Origin of the sequence: Pseudomonas sp. NPDC089743 (assembly GCF_044748785.1) — a bacterium.
Lineage (GTDB): Bacteria > Pseudomonadota > Gammaproteobacteria > Pseudomonadales > Pseudomonadaceae > Aquipseudomonas > Aquipseudomonas putida_X.
In genome coordinates this window covers 474,120-489,365 of the sequence record NZ_JBIVGS010000003.1, presented here as the reverse complement: position 1 = coordinate 489,365, position 15,246 = coordinate 474,120, and the positions used below count along the sequence as shown (strand labels likewise).

Annotated in this window: 17 protein-coding genes; 5 read left to right on the top strand and 12 right to left on the bottom strand. The window is 62.6% G+C overall.

What is annotated here, in order from left to right; genetic code table 11:
* Window positions 1–26: 26 nt before the first annotated feature.
* Window positions 27–656, top strand: coding sequence for a TetR/AcrR family transcriptional regulator (locus tag ACIPZC_RS09100; protein ID WP_400626319.1), 630 nt, complete (start codon window positions 27–29; stop codon window positions 654–656).
* Between the two features lie 107 nt (window positions 657–763).
* On the opposite strand, the gene ACIPZC_RS09095 is transcribed toward ACIPZC_RS09100, so the two are convergent.
* Together ACIPZC_RS09095 and ACIPZC_RS09090 are read right to left on the bottom strand one after the other, a co-directional pair.
* The gene (locus tag ACIPZC_RS09095; RefSeq protein WP_400626317.1) at window positions 764–1,732 is read right to left on the bottom strand and encodes an RHS repeat-associated core domain-containing protein; all 969 of its coding nucleotides are present in this window, start codon (window positions 1,730–1,732) and stop codon (window positions 764–766) included.
* A 213-nt stretch (window positions 1,733–1,945) separates the two neighbouring features.
* A complete protein-coding gene (locus ACIPZC_RS09090; protein ID WP_400626315.1) occupies window positions 1,946–2,722 on the bottom strand; it encodes a class I SAM-dependent methyltransferase in 777 nt (258 codons plus the stop codon).
* Between the two features lie 104 nt (window positions 2,723–2,826).
* Here ACIPZC_RS09090 and ACIPZC_RS09085 point away from each other — a divergent pair, with 104 nt between their 5' ends.
* Window positions 2,827–3,447 (top strand): energy transducer TonB, encoded by a 621-nt coding sequence (locus tag ACIPZC_RS09085; protein WP_400626313.1) that lies wholly within the window; start codon window positions 2,827–2,829, stop codon window positions 3,445–3,447.
* A gap of 2 nt (window positions 3,448–3,449) precedes the next feature.
* On the opposite strand, the gene ACIPZC_RS09080 is transcribed toward ACIPZC_RS09085, so the two are convergent.
* The 7 genes from ACIPZC_RS09080 to ppc form a co-directional block, all read right to left on the bottom strand.
* Window positions 3,450–4,136, bottom strand: a complete 687-nt coding sequence (locus tag ACIPZC_RS09080) for an extensin family protein (RefSeq protein ID WP_400626311.1) — start codon at window positions 4,134–4,136, stop codon at window positions 3,450–3,452.
* A 6-nt stretch (window positions 4,137–4,142) separates the two neighbouring features.
* A complete protein-coding gene (locus ACIPZC_RS09075) occupies window positions 4,143–4,973 on the bottom strand; it encodes an oxaloacetate decarboxylase (RefSeq protein WP_400626309.1) in 831 nt (276 codons plus the stop codon).
* Between the two features lie 29 nt (window positions 4,974–5,002).
* Entirely contained in the window at window positions 5,003–5,872 is an 870-nt protein-coding gene (locus tag ACIPZC_RS09070; RefSeq protein WP_400626307.1) for a DUF72 domain-containing protein, read from the bottom strand.
* Window positions 5,873–5,875: 3 nt separating this feature from the next.
* A complete protein-coding gene (locus ACIPZC_RS09065) occupies window positions 5,876–6,163 on the bottom strand; it encodes a hypothetical protein (protein ID WP_241804376.1) in 288 nt (95 codons plus the stop codon).
* A 129-nt stretch (window positions 6,164–6,292) separates the two neighbouring features.
* Complete coding sequence (gene tsaB / locus ACIPZC_RS09060) at window positions 6,293–6,967, bottom strand: tRNA (adenosine(37)-N6)-threonylcarbamoyltransferase complex dimerization subunit type 1 TsaB (RefSeq protein WP_400626305.1); 675 nt, start codon at window positions 6,965–6,967, stop codon at window positions 6,293–6,295.
* An 87-nt stretch (window positions 6,968–7,054) separates the two neighbouring features.
* Window positions 7,055–7,705 (bottom strand): adenylate kinase, encoded by a 651-nt coding sequence (adk, locus tag ACIPZC_RS09055; protein ID WP_400626303.1) that lies wholly within the window; start codon window positions 7,703–7,705, stop codon window positions 7,055–7,057.
* Between the two features lie 257 nt (window positions 7,706–7,962).
* Window positions 7,963–10,590 carry a phosphoenolpyruvate carboxylase gene (gene ppc / locus ACIPZC_RS09050; protein ID WP_400626301.1) on the bottom strand — a complete coding sequence of 876 codons (2,628 nt, stop codon included), beginning with the start codon at window positions 10,588–10,590 and terminating at the stop codon, window positions 7,963–7,965.
* 170 nt (window positions 10,591–10,760) lie between these two features.
* Here ppc and ACIPZC_RS09045 point away from each other — a divergent pair, with 170 nt between their 5' ends.
* The 3 genes from ACIPZC_RS09045 to ACIPZC_RS09035 all read left to right on the top strand — a co-directional run bounded on the left by ACIPZC_RS09045 (window position 10,761) and on the right by ACIPZC_RS09035 (window position 12,628).
* Window positions 10,761–11,105 (top strand): pilin assembly protein, encoded by a 345-nt coding sequence (locus ACIPZC_RS09045; protein WP_400626299.1) that lies wholly within the window; start codon window positions 10,761–10,763, stop codon window positions 11,103–11,105.
* 270 nt (window positions 11,106–11,375) lie between these two features.
* Window positions 11,376–11,789, top strand: a complete 414-nt coding sequence (locus ACIPZC_RS09040) for a DUF4398 domain-containing protein (RefSeq protein WP_400626297.1) — start codon at window positions 11,376–11,378, stop codon at window positions 11,787–11,789.
* A gap of 50 nt (window positions 11,790–11,839) precedes the next feature.
* Window positions 11,840–12,628: an OmpA family protein gene (locus tag ACIPZC_RS09035; RefSeq protein WP_400626295.1), complete on the top strand. Its 789-nt coding sequence runs from the start codon at window positions 11,840–11,842 to the stop codon at window positions 12,626–12,628.
* A 73-nt stretch (window positions 12,629–12,701) separates the two neighbouring features.
* Here the strand turns inward: ACIPZC_RS09035 and ACIPZC_RS09030 are convergent, their stop codons facing one another.
* The 3 genes from ACIPZC_RS09030 to ACIPZC_RS09020 are packed head-to-tail and all read right to left on the bottom strand — an operon-like array spanning window position 12,702 to window position 15,197.
* Entirely contained in the window at window positions 12,702–13,028 is a 327-nt protein-coding gene (locus ACIPZC_RS09030) for a hypothetical protein (RefSeq protein ID WP_267818286.1), read from the bottom strand.
* Complete coding sequence (locus ACIPZC_RS09025) at window positions 13,025–13,948, bottom strand: alpha/beta hydrolase (RefSeq protein ID WP_400626293.1); 924 nt, start codon at window positions 13,946–13,948, stop codon at window positions 13,025–13,027. Before ACIPZC_RS09025 ends, ACIPZC_RS09030 begins: the two co-directional genes overlap by 4 nt.
* On the bottom strand, window positions 13,920–15,197 hold the full coding sequence (locus ACIPZC_RS09020; protein WP_241804367.1) for a flavohemoglobin expression-modulating QEGLA motif protein: 1,278 nt from the start codon (window positions 15,195–15,197) through the stop codon (window positions 13,920–13,922). Before ACIPZC_RS09020 ends, ACIPZC_RS09025 begins: the two co-directional genes overlap by 29 nt.
* Window positions 15,198–15,246: the final 49 nt, after the last annotated feature.

The following is a 15,246-nucleotide window of genomic DNA, read 5'->3' as shown; positions in this document are numbered from 1 at the left end:
GCCCCTTCCACCAGACATGGACTCCAATGCCCAACGACGCACCCATCGGCCCAGGTCGCCCCAAGGACCTTGCCAAGCGCGAGGCGATCCTCGAAGCGGCCAAGACGCTGTTCCTCAGCCTCGGCTATGCCAACACCAGCATGGATGCGGTCGCTGCGGCGGCAGGTGTTTCAAAACTTACGGTCTACAGCCACTTCACCGACAAGCAGACCCTGTTCGGCTCGGCGGTCATGGCCACCTGCCAGATCCAGCTGCCGGACCTGCTGTTCGAGTACCCCGAGGGGGCACCGGTGGAGGAGGTACTGCTGACCATTGCCCGTGGCTTCCAGGCACTGATCAGCAGCGACGAAGCGGTCAACCTCAGCCGCCTGATCATGGCCCAAGGCAGCCTGGACCCAAGCTTTGGCGAATACTTCTACGACGCCGGGCCCAAGCGCGTGCTGGCTGGGATGGAAGCGCTGCTGCGCGGGGCGGATGAGCGCGGGCTGTTGCGCATCGACAATCCGCTGCGTGCGGCGGAGCACTTCTTCTGCCTGGTCAAGGGGGCACCGGATTACCGGTTGCTGCTGGGGTGCGCAGCGCCCTTGGCAAGGGAAGAGGCCGAGGCGCATGTGCGTGAGGTGGTCGGGGTGTTCCTGCGGGCATTCAGGCGCTGAGCAGGATTTGCTCACATACCTGTTCAAACGCCTATTCGCGAATTTTCTGCCTTCGCGCTGATGCACGGAAAAGGCAGAAAGTACAGGGCTTATGTCACGCATGCCCGTTATCCGAGACGCGTTCTGATTTCTTTTTGTAACGCGGCCTGAATCATTATGTCTCGCGACGATCCTGCTCCGGACAAGCGAGAATTAACCGTATCCAGATCCGTCAAAAGAGCGTCTATCCCACGAACTTTATTTTCGTTTTCGAGCGAGGCCTTATGCGCACCCAATGATTGAGCATAACGTTTTGCAGCGTCGACATCCTGAACGGCACCATGCGACTGGACGTAGACTTGCTTCCTTTTTGAAGATGCGTTCGCAGGTGCGCTAAACTGCGCAATCAAGCGGTGCTGCTCAGCGATTTCAGATGAATTGAATAATGACTCAAATGGAACAGTATGATCAACTTTCGCCACAGCCCTTGGTATGGCGCCACCAGACCCATCACGTTTATTTATATATTTTCTCGATACTGGAACGTCAGGCTTAACGACTACCGGGCTTGGCCTTTCATTAGGTTTTCTTGGGTTCAGTTTTCTTAAGATTAACCCCCAGGCTCCAGCATGCCCCGTCGGGTCACTACGGTTCGAGGGATCTCCCGCACAATACACATACGCGTTTAAGCCCCCATCGCCAAATGGGCTCCAACTGTCCGGACTGTAAAACCGCATCATGACCGGACTGAACTGCCTGTAGCCATTCCCTAGGTGATAATGCCCGGTGACTGCATCCCGCCGCTCACCATTGAAGGCAAGCAACGACAGTAAGCCGCCTTGAGTGTGATGCCCATACGGAGAATAAGCATATGACTCAGAAGAGTTTTCCTCATACATGGCGAATACCGAGCGCTGCTGGTCGCATGCCGCCAGCCTACTGGGTAAGCCTGGGGTCTTGTGATTATTCTGGGCCAGTATCAGGTCATTTGCCTGAAGGAAACGCCAGCGGCCATCGCCATTAATTTCAGTAGAGATCTTGCCGTTACAGTAAAAAAGCTGACAGCCTTTTTTCTGGGCATCGGGAATAGCGGACATGAAGATAACCTACGATCAGGATTGAATGTTTGATATATTCACTCCCCCGCCCCAAAAATTGCTACTGGCAAAAATAATAGGTCAGTCGAGCGCGGTCATTGCAGGCGCGACTCTGCCCTCTAAGAAGGCGACGCGGTGGATGGCACCGGCTTTGCCGGTGTTCGCGGCTAAAGCCGCTCCTATAACTGTGTTAGTCGGACCAGTTGGGGCGGGTCAGGCCTTCAGCGCTTTCTTCGGATAAATGTCATACCGACTCGACTTCCCTTCCAGGCTATGGCTCGGCTTCGGCCCGTCGATAATCGGTGCCTTCCGCGGGCGCTTCACCACCACCCGGTGGCTGGCCAGCGCCAGGGCCGCTTCAAGCAGGGCCGGGGCATCCAGGTCGTCCCCCACCAAGGGCCGGAACACGCGCATTTCCTTTTTCACCAGGGCGCTCTTGTCGCGGTGCGGGAACATTGGGTCGAGGTAGATCACCTGCGGCGCTTCGCCTTCCCAGGCGCGCATGCGCTCGATGGCGTTGCCGGTCAGCAGGCGCATGCGCCCGACAATCGGGCCCACCTCGTCATCCGACCGCGCCCGCGCCAGGCCATCCTCCAGCAGCGCGGCAATTAGCGGCTGGCGTTCGATCAGGGTCATCTGGCAACCCAGGCTGGCCAGCACGAATGCATCTTTGCCAAGGCCTGCCGTGGCATCGAGCACTTGCGGCCGCACGCCCTGCGCGATACCCACGGCCTTGGCGATCATCTGCCCGTTGCCACCGCCGAACTGGCGCCGATGCGCTGCCTGGCCTTCGACGAAGTCCACCCGCACCGGCCCGGGCGCCTGCGGGCCCAACTGCTGGATCTGCAAGCCATCGGCGCCTACCTGCACAGCGAAACCGGCCGCATCGTCCTGCAGCGGCAGGCCGAGGCGCTCGGCCCATGCCGTCGCCTGGTGCACATACTCAGCCGACATCGCTTCGACTCTGATACCCGTGCCTTGCTCTTCCATCATCCACACCTGAAAATTCAACCCACGCCCTTAATGAATCGGCACCCTCGGCCGATACAGGCAATATCCCGCTATTCTGCCAGAGCACAACGCGCACGACTGCCATGACAGATACTCTTCCCATCGGCTTGACCTACCTGTCGCCCGTCGGCAACTACGGTCGGCAGAATACCCAGGCACTGGGAGGCGTCAGCCACCTGTGGCAGGATTTCTTTGCCCGCGCCATGGCCGAACAGCAAGGGGATGAGGCAGACAGCAGCCATCAGGCGCTGGTGCAGTATGACACCGTCAGCGGTGAGCCGATTGGCGGAGCCAGGGCCCTGGCCCTGATCGATGCCCAACGCGCCTGCCCCGTGCACGACACCATCGTCGCGCCACCCGAGCCCCTGTTCCTGCCCAAGGCCGAACTCGAAGCCAACCTGCTGGAGCCAGCGCCGGAGCCATTCAGCGCCGCCGAGATGATTCAGCAGCAGCGCCAATTGGACATCACCAACAGTTGGCTACGCCCGGTCGTCATCAGCCAGGGGCAGCCGCTTGCCGAGCCAGGCCCTGCACCCTCCCCGCGCCCGCTGCACCTGCCTATCGCCGAGTTCGAGACTGCCCTGCTCGACCCCGCGCCGGAGCCTTTCGACGCCGCGACCATGGCCAAGCAGCAGAACGACCTGGAGTTCGACATCCATTGGGCACGGCCGGTCGTGCTGAACAACGTTCGCGTTCACGCCTGATGTCAACGGCAGACCTGCCACACGCCCATGTCCAGGTGAAAGTGATTGCGGTGAGCGGCATTGTATTCCGGCCCCAGCACCGTGCTGAAACTCTTACAGGCCGCTTGCTGCACCTGCCGCAGGAAGGCCGCCTTTTGTCCACCTGCCTGCCAGTCCCGCGCCAGCACGATCTGCTGCCCATCTTGTAAACGAAAGCCGCTGATATCCAGCGCATTGGCCGTGGCGTGCTGGCTGAGCCGGCCCTGCTTGCGGTGATAGACGTTACGGCAGGCAAAACTGCCCAGATGATCGACCTGCGCCACCGGCTGACCGAACACCTGCTGCGCGGCAGGTTGCAAGCCGTGCTTCTCGAACAGCGCATAGGCCACCGCCAACGGGCAACTGGCCAGAAAACTGCTGCTCAACCGCGCTTGGCCCCTTTCTATCCGCCAGACGTTTTGCAATGGGCAATTGGCCGATGCCGGGCTATCGGCCTGCGCCCGATAGCGCAGGCTGGTGGTGGCCAACGCTTGGCGGCACAGCTGAGGGTCATCGCGCAGACGCGAAAGCTTGTAAGGCGTCAGCAAGTTCGGCGGCTGACCAACGTCCAGTGCTGCCCACGGATCCCAAGCCTGGGGCAGGCGCCAACCCAGCTGCCATAAAACGCCAGCTACCAGCAGCAGCCCGCACAGCAGCACCAATGCGCGCACCGCGCTTCAGCGCCGGAACAGGTCGTTGAGCTGGGCAAACGGCAGCGCCTGCTCACCGTAGCTGAACGTACCCTGGTCACGAATTTCCAATGCCGCGCGCTGGAACGCACCGAGCGCTGCACGCGCCAGTGAAGAGCCCACGCTGATGCGGCGTACGCCCAAGTCCTGCAGCTGATTGACGCTCAATGGCACACCCGCCAGCCCCATCAGCACATTGACAGGTTTCGGCGCTACGGCCTGCACCACCGCGCGAATTTCTTCGGCAGTGCGCAAACCCGGCGCATAGAGCACGTCGGCGCCCGCTTCGGCGTAAGCCTGCAGGCGCAGGATGGTGTCATCCAGGTCCATACGCCCGTGCAGCAGGTTTTCCGCGCGAGCGCAAAGCATGAAGGGGAATGGCAGGCTGCGCGCCGCCTGCACTGCAGCCCTCACCCGCTCCACCGCCAGGCCCAGGTCATAGATCGGCGCGTCGCGGCGCCCACTGGCATCCTCGATCGAGCCGCCGACCAACCCTGCTTCGGCGGCACGCAAGATAGCGTGGGCACAGTCGTCCGGCAGGTCACCAAAACCATTTTCCAGGTCGGCGCCAACGGGCAAGGCAGTGGCATCGACGATCATCCCGGCGTTGCCGAGGGTTTCCTCCAGGCTCAGCGCCGCTTCGGCATCCGCTCGGCCAAGGCTGAAGGCAAGGCCTGCACTGGTGGTAGCCAGGGCCTCGAAACCGAGGTCTGCCAGTAGCTTGGCGGAGCCGGCATCCCAAGGGTTGGGGATGACGAACGCCCCATCGCGCTCGTGCAGGGCTTTGAAGGCTTCGGCACGCAGGGTTTGTACATCCATGGTCACAACCTCCTACTGGTCGGTGAGGGTCAAAGTAGCCCCAGTTGTTCGACCTCCGGGGCCCGTGGCAATTCCCACAACGCCGCCAGCCCCGGCAGGCGCGCCATCAGCCGCTGATGAAAACGCTGGGCCAGCGCGGCGGCCAGGCGGTTGTCCGAGGTGTGCAGGAAGATGTAAGGGCTACGGCCTTCCTCGATCCAACTGGCGACCTTTTCAACCCATGGCGAAAGGAACGCTTCGTTGGCCTCGAGCACAGGGTGGCCGATAAAACGGACCTGTGGGTGCTGGCTGAACGCGGCGGGGCGCGGCGGAACCTTGGGCTTCTTGGCTTGCGCATCGAGCACGGCGGCATCACGCGAGGTACAGCTGAACAATGCACGCGGGTCCAGGCAGATACGCTCAACACCGCGCTCATTAAGCAAACGGTTGAGCAGGCGCTCCTCTTCACCCTTGGCGAAAAAAGCCTGATTACGCACTTCCACCGCCACAGGCACACCGATCTGATCGAGAAACTGCCCCAGCTCAGCCAGCCGAGCCGGGCCGAACTGAGCCGGCAATTGCAACCAGTACGGTGACACCCGCTGGCCGAGGGGCGCCAGCAGCCGGGTGAAGTCCAATGCTGCTTCCAGTCGCTCGCGCAGGTCGCCTTCATGGCTGACATCGCGGGGGAATTTGGCAGTGAAACGAAAGTGCGCGGGCATGACCTGCGCCCAACGCTCGACAGTGCTCGGCGCTGGGCGGGCATAGAACGTGGTGTTGCCCTCGACCGCATTGAGCACCTGGCTGTAAAGGCCAAGAAACTCGCCGGTGCGGGCGTCAGCGGGATACAGGTAGTCGCGCCAGGCGCTTTCGCTCCAAGACGGGCAACCCAGGAAATAAGGCAGGTGGGATGAACTCATCCCTCAAATGTACAGGTCCAGCCCCAGCACTTCCATGTCCCAATCGGTAAAACCTGCAGTACTGAGGTAGCTGGCCAGCGCGGTCGCCGTGCGGCGGTCCCGCGCCCGTGGGAACACCATGTCCTGCTGGCGGGCCGGCAGGCCACCGGGGCGACGGCGCGGCGCCGCTTCCTGAGCGGCATCGCCCTCTTCGACGAGCTCGGCATCGTCGATGCTCTCATCGCGCACCGGCGCCTTACGCGGCGCGCGCTTTACCGGATAGGACTGCGATGAGAAACCGTCGATACGCATGATGAGCACTCAGGACCAATGATGGCAATTTAGCAGCATCAGTGTTCCGTCGCTAATGCCCTAGTGATAACTGGACCACAGTTTGCACCAAAGGTTTTATCGACAAGCGCGATAACCGACGGACAGCCGTCAGCGGGCTTTGGGTGTAGCGACATTATCGCGCAGGTAAACCGGTTGCGCCTGATCGGCGACGATTGCCTCGCCCCGTGCCCAGGCGAAGCTGGCCAGGCTGAGGATGTCCAGCGCATTGGGCAATGCCGCCGGGTTGCTGGCACTGGCCTGCACGGCCAGACGCTCGGCATAGCCCCAGCCGGTCCCGGCACCGTACCAATCGCCGCGGCTGCCCTCTGGCAACGCCACGCGCTCCGGTGGCAGCACCGCTTCCAGGCCTTGCAGGCGCATCTCGCCACCCACCGCCTGGTAGCAACCCCAGTACACCTCGTCCATGCGCGCATCGATGGCCGCCGCTACCTGCTGCGCGCCATGCTCGCGCAAGGCACCCTGAGCCAGCGCGGCCAGGTTGGACACTGGCAGGACTGGGCGCTCCAGCGCGAAAGCCAGGCCTTGCACCACGCCGATGGCGATCCGCACGCCGGTGAAGGCGCCGGGGCCACGGCCGAAGGCAATGGCATCGAGGGCATTGAGCGCCACGCCGGAATCATTCAGCAGCTGCTTGATCATCGGCAGCAGCTTCTGCGCGTGCATGCGCGGGATCACCTCGTAATGGCTGGTTACCTTGCCGTCATGCAGCAGCGCGACGGAACAGGCTTCAGTGGCGGTATCCAGGGCCAGCAGGGTGGTCATCGAACGGGTATCCAGGAGCAAGTGAAAAGAGCGGCAGTATAGACGACAACGGCCCGCAAGCGGGCCGTCGTGACGCACGGTGATGGATCAGCTCAGGGCTGCCAGCACTTTGGCGGTAATGGCCTCTACCGAACCCACGCCTTCGATGTGGATGTACTTGGGCTTGCCAGCGTTGGCGGCCGACAGCTTCTGGTAGAAGTCCACCAGCGGTTTGGTCTGGTTGTGGTAGACCGACAGGCGATGACGCACGGTTTCTTCCTTGTCATCGGCGCGCTGAATCAAGTCTTCGCCGGTGTCGTCGTCCTTGCCTTCCACTTTCGGCGGATTGTACCGAACGTGGTAGGTACGGCCCGAGGCCGGGTGCACGCGGCGGCCCGCCATGCGGCCGACGATCTCTTCGTCGTCGACGGCGATCTCGACCACTGCATCGATGTCGACACCGGCAGCGACCATGGCTTCAGCCTGTGGAATGGTGCGTGGGAAACCGTCGAACAGGCAGCCGTTGGCGCAGTCTGGCTGGGCGATGCGCTCCTTGACCAGGCTGATGATCAGCTCGTCGGAGACCAGCTGGCCGGCGTCCATGACTTTCTTGAGCTCCAGACCCAGCGGGGTACCGGCCTTGACGGCAGCACGCAGCATGTCACCGGTGGAGATCTGTGGGATACCGAACTTTTCGGTGATGAACTTTGCCTGAGTACCTTTACCGGCCCCGGGAGCTCCCAGCAGAATTACGCGCATCTCGTGCTCCTCAAATTTTTTTATGAAATTCAATGGATTCGGCAACCAGGGCCAAGTCCGGAAAATCGGGTATGACCATAAATCGGTCAGAAGGCTGCTCAAGATACACAGCGCCCGTCAGCCAGACAAGCGTCCCAAAGTTGCAGGAATGGGTCCTCTGTAGCCAAGGCGGCGGATGGTTGCGCCAAGCGCAACCACCTGCCCTGCCCTGGCCTGGTCCCCACCAAGGCCCTGCGGGCGAGCCCCCAGGCAGGCCCTCAGCCCGTGTTGCGCAGGCCTGCGGCGATCCCTGCAACGGTCACCAGCAGGGCCTGCTCCAACGGGCTGTCCAGAGCGGCTTCGCGGCTGCGCGAGCGCGCCAGCAGCTCGGCCTGGAGCCGGTGCAGCGGGTCCAGGTAGGTGTTGCGCAGGCTGATGAATTCCAGGGTTTCCGGGCTGTGCGCCAGTAGCACCTGTTGGCCGGTGAGGGCCAGTACCACCTGACAGGACTGCGACAATAGGTCGCGCAGGTGTGCACCTAAAGGAAGCAATTCCGGTTGCACCAGACGTTCGTCGTAGGCCTCGGCAATTTGTGCATCCGCTTTGGCCAGGACCATCTCCAGCATGTCGATGCGGGTACGAAAGAACGGCCACTGGTCACGCATCTGCGCCAGCAATTCACCCTGCCCCCGTGCCAGTGCATTGCCCAATGCGGTCTCCCAGCCCAACCAGGCCGGCAGCATCAAACGCGTCTGTGTCCAGCCGAAGATCCATGGAATGGCCCGCAGGCTTTCGATTCCACCGGCACGGCGCTTGGCCGGGCGGCTGCCCAGCGGCAGACGCCCCAGTTCCTGTTCGGGTGTGGACTGGCGGAAATACTCGACGAAGTCGGGGTTCTCCCGCACCACACCGCGGTAAGCCTTGACCCCATCGGCAGCCAGTTGGTCCATCAAGGCGCGCCAGGCCGGCTCCGGGGGTGGCGGCGGCAGTAAGGTGGCTTCCAGCACCGCCGCCAGGTACAGGTTGAGGTTCTGCTCGGCGATGCCTGGCAAACCAAACTTGAAGCGGATCATCTCGCCTTGCTCGGTAGTGCGGAACCGCCCCGCCACCGACCCCGGTGGTTGCGACAGGATCGCCGCATGCGCCGGGCCACCGCCGCGGCCGACTGTGCCACCGCGGCCATGGAACAGCAGCAGTTCGACCTGATGCTCACGGCAGATGCGCACCAGGTTTTCCTGCGCCCGGTATTGGGCCCAGGCCGCGGCAGTGGTCCCGGCGTCCTTGGCCGAATCGGAGTAGCCGATCATCACTTCCTGCGGCCCGCGCAAGCCCGCGCGGTAGCCCGGCAGGCCGAGCAGCCGCTCCATCACAGGGCCTGCGTTGTCCAGGTCGGCGAGGGTTTCGAACAGCGGCACGACCCGCATCGGCCGGGTCAGCCCCGCTTCCTTGAGCAGCAATTGCACCGCCAGCACGTCCGATGCCGCGCCGGCCATGGAGATGACATAAGAACCGAGCGATGCACCCGGCGCCGCAGCGATTTCGCGACAGGTGGCAAGCACTTCGGCAGTGTCCGCCTGGGGCATGAAGTGGGCCGGCAGCAAAGGCCGGCGGTTTTTCAGTTCGGCCTGCAGGAAGGCGATACGCTTGTCTTCATCCCAGTCCGCATAGCTGCCCATGCCCAGATAGTCGGTGATCTCCGACAGTGCGTCGCGGTGTCGGGCGGCATCCTGGCGCACGTCCAGCCGCCCCAGGAACAGGCCGAATGTCACGGCACGTCGCAGGCTGTCGAGCAATGGCCCATCGGCGATCACGCCCATGCCGCATTCGTGCAGGGACTGGTAGCACAGCTCCAGCGGCGCGATCAGGTCACGGTTGTCCACCAGCACCTCGGCACTGGCCGGCTGGGTTGCGGTGAGCGACGCATGGGCCCAGGCGCGCGTCGCCCGCAAGCGGTCACGCAAGCGCTTGAGAACGGCGCGGTACGGTTCAGGGGTGTCCCCTACCCACTCGCGCACAGCGCTGCTGGCTTGCTGCATGGACAGCTCCGCGGCCAGCGCGTCGACATCGCGCAGGAACAGGTCGGCCGCCATCCAGCGCGCCAGCAGCAACACTTCGCGGGTCACGGCGGCGGTCACATTGGGGTTGCCATCACGGTCGCCACCCATCCAGGAGGCAAAGCGCACAGGGGCCGCTTCCAGTGGCAGGCGCAGGCCAGTGGCGTCGAACAGCGCCTTGTCCACCTTGCGCAAGTGGCTGGGAATGGCATGCCACAGGGAGTGTTCGATCACCGCGAAGCCCCATTTGGCTTCGTCTACCGGCGTTGGCCGGGTGCGGCGGATTTCTTCTGTGTGCCAGGCCTCAGCGATCAACCGGCGCAGGCGCTCGCGTACCTGCTGGCGCTCGACCGGGGTCAGGTCGCGATGGTCCTGCGCGGCCAGCTGGCCGGCAATGGCATCGTACTTCTGGATCAGCGTGCGGCGTGCCACTTCGGTCGGGTGCGCGGTGAGCACCAGCTGGATGTCGAGCTTGGCCAACTGCCTGGCCAAGGCATCATCCTTGTGCCCGGCCTGCTTGAGCCGCGTCAGCAGCTCAGGCAGCACCCGCGCCTCGAAAGGTTCTGGCTGCTCGGCGTCGCGGCGGCGGATCAACTGGTACTGCTCAGCCATGTTGGCCAGGTTGAGGAACTGGTTGAAGGCACGCGCCACCGGCAGCAAGTCGTCCTCGCCCAGGTTCGCCAACGTAGAGCTCAGCTGTTCGCCGGCGCTGCGCCGGTCCGCCTTGGCGCTATGACGAATGTCCTCGATCTTCTGCACGAACGCGTCACCGTGCTGCTGGCGTATGGTTTCGCCCAGCAAATCCCCCAACACATGGACATCTTCACGCAAGCGCACATCGATATCAGTCATTGGCCCTCTCTTCGGCACGGCTCGCCCGCGCTCTGCTCCGGAAACAGCACTGGCCCAAGAGTGCCCATAGCAGGGCAGCCATGGCAAGCCATGACCGGTAAAGCAAACTAAAGTAAACACGTAGCAGTCCGATGCAGTGCAGCCTTTTCAAGGCGTTGACAGAGGTCATCATGAAAATCCGCGAACTCGCCCAGCACTGGGAACAGAATGCCGCCGGCGCCCTGAGCCCGACCGGCCATACCTTGCACCTTGACCTGGAATCGGAGGCGCGCCTGGCGGCGCTCATCGACATGTACCCCAAGCGCACCGCCGAGGAGTTGCTCGGTGAACTGGTCGCAGCGGCGCTTGAGGAGCTTGAGGCCAGCTTCCCCTACGTGCAGGGCAACAAGGTCATTTCCACCGACGAAGAAGGCGACCCGTTGTACGAGGACATAGGCTCTACACCGCGCTTTCTGGCCCTTTCACGGCGCCATCTGCACACGCTCAGCAACCCCGGCGAGAACAGCGGAAACTGACGTGCCAGCCCCCGTTCCGGGCTGCCCTCCAGCCCGGAATACCGCTTCTGACAGTGGAAGTTCCGCCCCCATACCACTGACCGATCAGTCAGAAATAGTTGGCATTTTTTTCTGAACTATTCAAAAAACGACTCAGTCACAGCCAATAGCCATCACGCTAAAACCCTGCACACAGTCGTTGTGCACCATTGAGCTGACACACACGGCGATGCCAGGGATTGAGCGATGGGATGGACTGCTACGGACATCGTCGTTATCAGGAGTGATCCAATGGAGCTGACCACCATGAAGACCCGCACGTCGAAACTTTCCTCAACTCATGTGCGCGGGCTCAAGCTGGCCGCGCTGGCCCTGGGCAGTAGCCTGGTCCTGGCCGGCTGTGCAGGTAACCCGCCCACCGAGCAATATGCCGTCACCGAATCCGCCGTGAACTCCGCCGTCAGCGCTGGCGGTACCGAGTTTGCCGCCGTTGAAATGAAAGCGGCGCAGGACAAGTTCAAGCAGGCCGAAATCGCCATGCACGACAAGAACTACGAGCAAGCCAAGCGTCTGGCCGAGCAGGCCGAATGGGACGCTCGCCTCGCCGAACGCAAAGCCCAGGCAGCCAAAGCCCAGAAGGCCGTGCAGGACGCCCGCCAAGGCGTTCAAGACGTACGTCAGGAAGGCCTGCGTAGCGTTCAGTGAACGCTGCCCAACCTGCCTTAGCCTTCGCACTCGATCAAAGGATGAACACTATGCGCAAACACGTCATGATTCCCGCCCTGCTGGCCCTGAGCGTCGGTCTCGCTGCCTGCTCGCACGACCCGAATGCCAACCTGGAGTCGGCCCGCACCAACTTCTCCTCGCTGCAGAGCGACCCGCAGGCGAGCAAGGTCGCAGCCCTTGAAACCAAGGACGCACAGGACTGGCTGAACAAGGCCGACAAGGCCTACATGGAGCGTGAAGACAGCGAGAAAGTCGACCAGCTGGCCTACCTGACCAACCAGCGCGTTGAAGTGGCCAAGCAGACCATTGCCCTGCGCACGGCCGAAAACGAGCTGAAGAACGCGTCTGCCCAACGTGCCCAAGCCAAGCTTGATGCCCGCGACGCGCAGATCGCCAAGCTTCAGGACAGCCTGAACGCCAAACAGACCGACCGCGGTACGCTGGTGACCTTCGGCGATGTTCTGTTCGACTTCAACAAAGCCGAACTCAAGAGCAGCGCCTACCCTAACGTGACCAAGCTGGCCCAGTTCCTTCAGCAAAACCCTGAGCGCAAGGTCATCGTAGAGGGCTACACCGACAGCGTCGGTTCGGCCAGCTACAACCAGTCCCTGTCCGAACGTCGCGCCGGTGCTGTACGCATGGCGCTGGTACGTGCAGGCGTGGACCCTGCGCGCATCGTCGCCCAGGGCTACGGCAAGGAGTACCCGGTTGCTGACAACTCCAGCAACTCGGGCCGTGCGCAGAACCGCCGGGTGGAGGTGACCATCTCCAACGACAACCAGCCGGTAGCGCCGCGCTCGGTGAGCCAAGTGCAGTAACGCTCACAGGCCGCTAAAAAGAACCCCGCCTTCATGGCGGGGTTCTTCATTTTTGATCATTGGCTGGAACGGGTCATTGCACGCGTTGCGGGGTTTGTTCACCCATGCAGCGCACCGCACGCTTGCGGTTGTCGACCAGTACCCCGGTAAGGCCCTTCTGCGCTGTGTCGAACAGCACCAGCACACCATCTACACACTGCGCCACCTGCGGCGCAGGGTCGAGGGACACCTTGTAATCCTCGCCGGGAACGGTCTTGAGCATGGTGAAATCCTGCAGCAACAGCGCATCTTCCGGCTTGGCGAAATGCAGGTAGCCGTAGTACCACAGAGCCCCCACCGTCACGATGATGCTGCCGACACCGGTCAGGATCAGCGGGATGGCGTTGCGTTCTTCACTCATTGCTTGCTCTTCTCGTCGGGGTAGTTGGGCACTTCGGCCAGCCGCCGCAGGCCGTTGAAATGGCTGGGATCATCAAGAAAACGCAGCATCACCTGGCGCCAGACTGGGTCGGCGAAGGTCTGCACGTGGCCGCCACGGGTCAACTGCAGCACCCTTGGAGGCGGTGCGTGCTGGTAGAGGCGGATGCCGTTGTCCATGGGTACCAGGTTGTCGTCGATGCTATGGAAGAACAGTTTGGGTGGGCTGCTCAGGCGCTCGACGGAACGGATCGCGCTGTCGCCATCGGGTACCAGCCAGGACAACGGCACCTGCAAGGGCCAGGTCAACCATGATGTGCTCAGCGCAAAGCGCCCGACGTCACGGTAACTGGCTGGTACGCCATCGAACACCAGTGCGCTGAAGCGCTGGCGCTGCTCGGGGTGGGCTGCCAGATAATGGATGGCCATTGCCCCACCGAGGCTCTGCCCCAGCAGTACCAGGGGTTTACCCTTGACCTCGGGGGCCTGGTCGAGCCATGCCATGGCCGCTGCGATGTCGTTGTAGACCTGCGGCAAACCGGGCTTACCCTCAGACAGGCCATAGCCCCGGTAATCGATCATCAGCACCTGATAACCCTGCTCCGGCAGCCAGTAGCTACCGCCCAGGTGCCCCGCCAGGTTGCCGCCATTGCCGTGCAAGTGCAGCACCGTGCCCTTGACCTCGACACCGGCCTTGGCCGGCAGCCACCAGCCATGCAGGCGAACGCCGTCGGCGGTGGTCAGGGTGACATCGCGGTACTGCAGCTTGGCACGCTCGGGGGTAAACGGCTGGCCCGGCTCCGGGTAGAACAACAGGCTGCTGCAGCCGCCCAGGCCCAGCAGCGCCAAGCCCAGGGCCAGGCAGCGGCAGCGCTCAAAGAATGTTCGCGTAGTCGGCTTCAATGCGATCCAGGCTCAGGTGGTTGAGGAAGTTGGAGAAGCACATCCAGGCCGACAGGGCATTGAGGTCGCGGAACTGCTCCGGCAGGTACTTGGGCGGTTCCACCAGGCCTTCTTCGACCAGTTGACGCAAGGTGCGCATGTCCTCGAGGGTAGTCTTGCCGCAGAACAGCAACGGAATCTGCTCTAGCTTGCCCTTTCTCACGGCCAACTGAATGTAGTTGTACACCATGATGAAACCCTTGAGGTAGGACAAGTCCTTGGTAAATGGCAGACCATCGGGCACCGACCCGCGGAATACCCGGCTTGCATTGCTGTAGCTTTGCGCCATTTCGAAACCCTGGGCGCGGAAGAACTCGAAGACCTGAAGAAAATCGGCGCCCTCTTCGACCATGTGGATGGCGCGCGTGCGGTTGGTGAGTTTGCGCAGGCGGCTGGGGTACGAGGCGAAGGCGATCACCTCCATGAGAATCGCCAAGCCCTCCTGCGTCACCGTCGATGAAGGCGGGCCCTTGGCCAGGAAGGTGCAGATCGGCTGGTTCAGGCCGTTGAGCGTGGTGCCCACATGCACGAGCCCCTCGTGCACTTCCAGCGCGCGCACATCACGGCTGTTGAACATGGCGTCGGCGCGCACCTTGATATAGTCGGCACCGGCCGCCGCATCGGCGACAATCCCGTCCGACTCAAACACCCGGATAGTCTCTTCAGCCTCGCCGAACACCTTGTTCAGGCGATGCTGCAGGATATCCACGGTCTCTTTGGCAGTGATGTTTTTCGGCTCGTCCTTGAGGTCACCACGGCCGTCGATGTTGTTCAGGTAATCGGACAGCATCAGGCCGAGGTCGGCCAGCGTCGGGTCGCCAGCGTGGAAGGCATCGGACGCCGCGCCATAGAGTTCCTGGGAGATCAGGCCGAAATCCTCGGTGCCGCGTGCCTCGAGCATGCGCACCACCATGCGGTACTCCTTGCACATGCGCCGCATGATCTGCCCCACCGGGTTGAACTGCCCCAATTGCCGGGTGATGTCGCGCTCGATGCTCTGGAACTCGGCCTTGACCGCACTTGAGTCGAACGACAGCGGCCGCGACTGGTAATAGGCACGGTCCACTGCCGGCGGCTCTTTGCCCTTGGCCTTCAGAAAGCCTTGGCGGATGCTGTCGTCCCATTTGACCGCATCGAGCACTCGGATCGGGGTCTGCGCGGTGACGATGCGATCGGACAGTGCGCGAATGGTCTGCTGGTACTCGTCCAACGGGGAACTCCTTTCTAGAACAAGGCACCTGTACTGGCCCTAGCCTCGG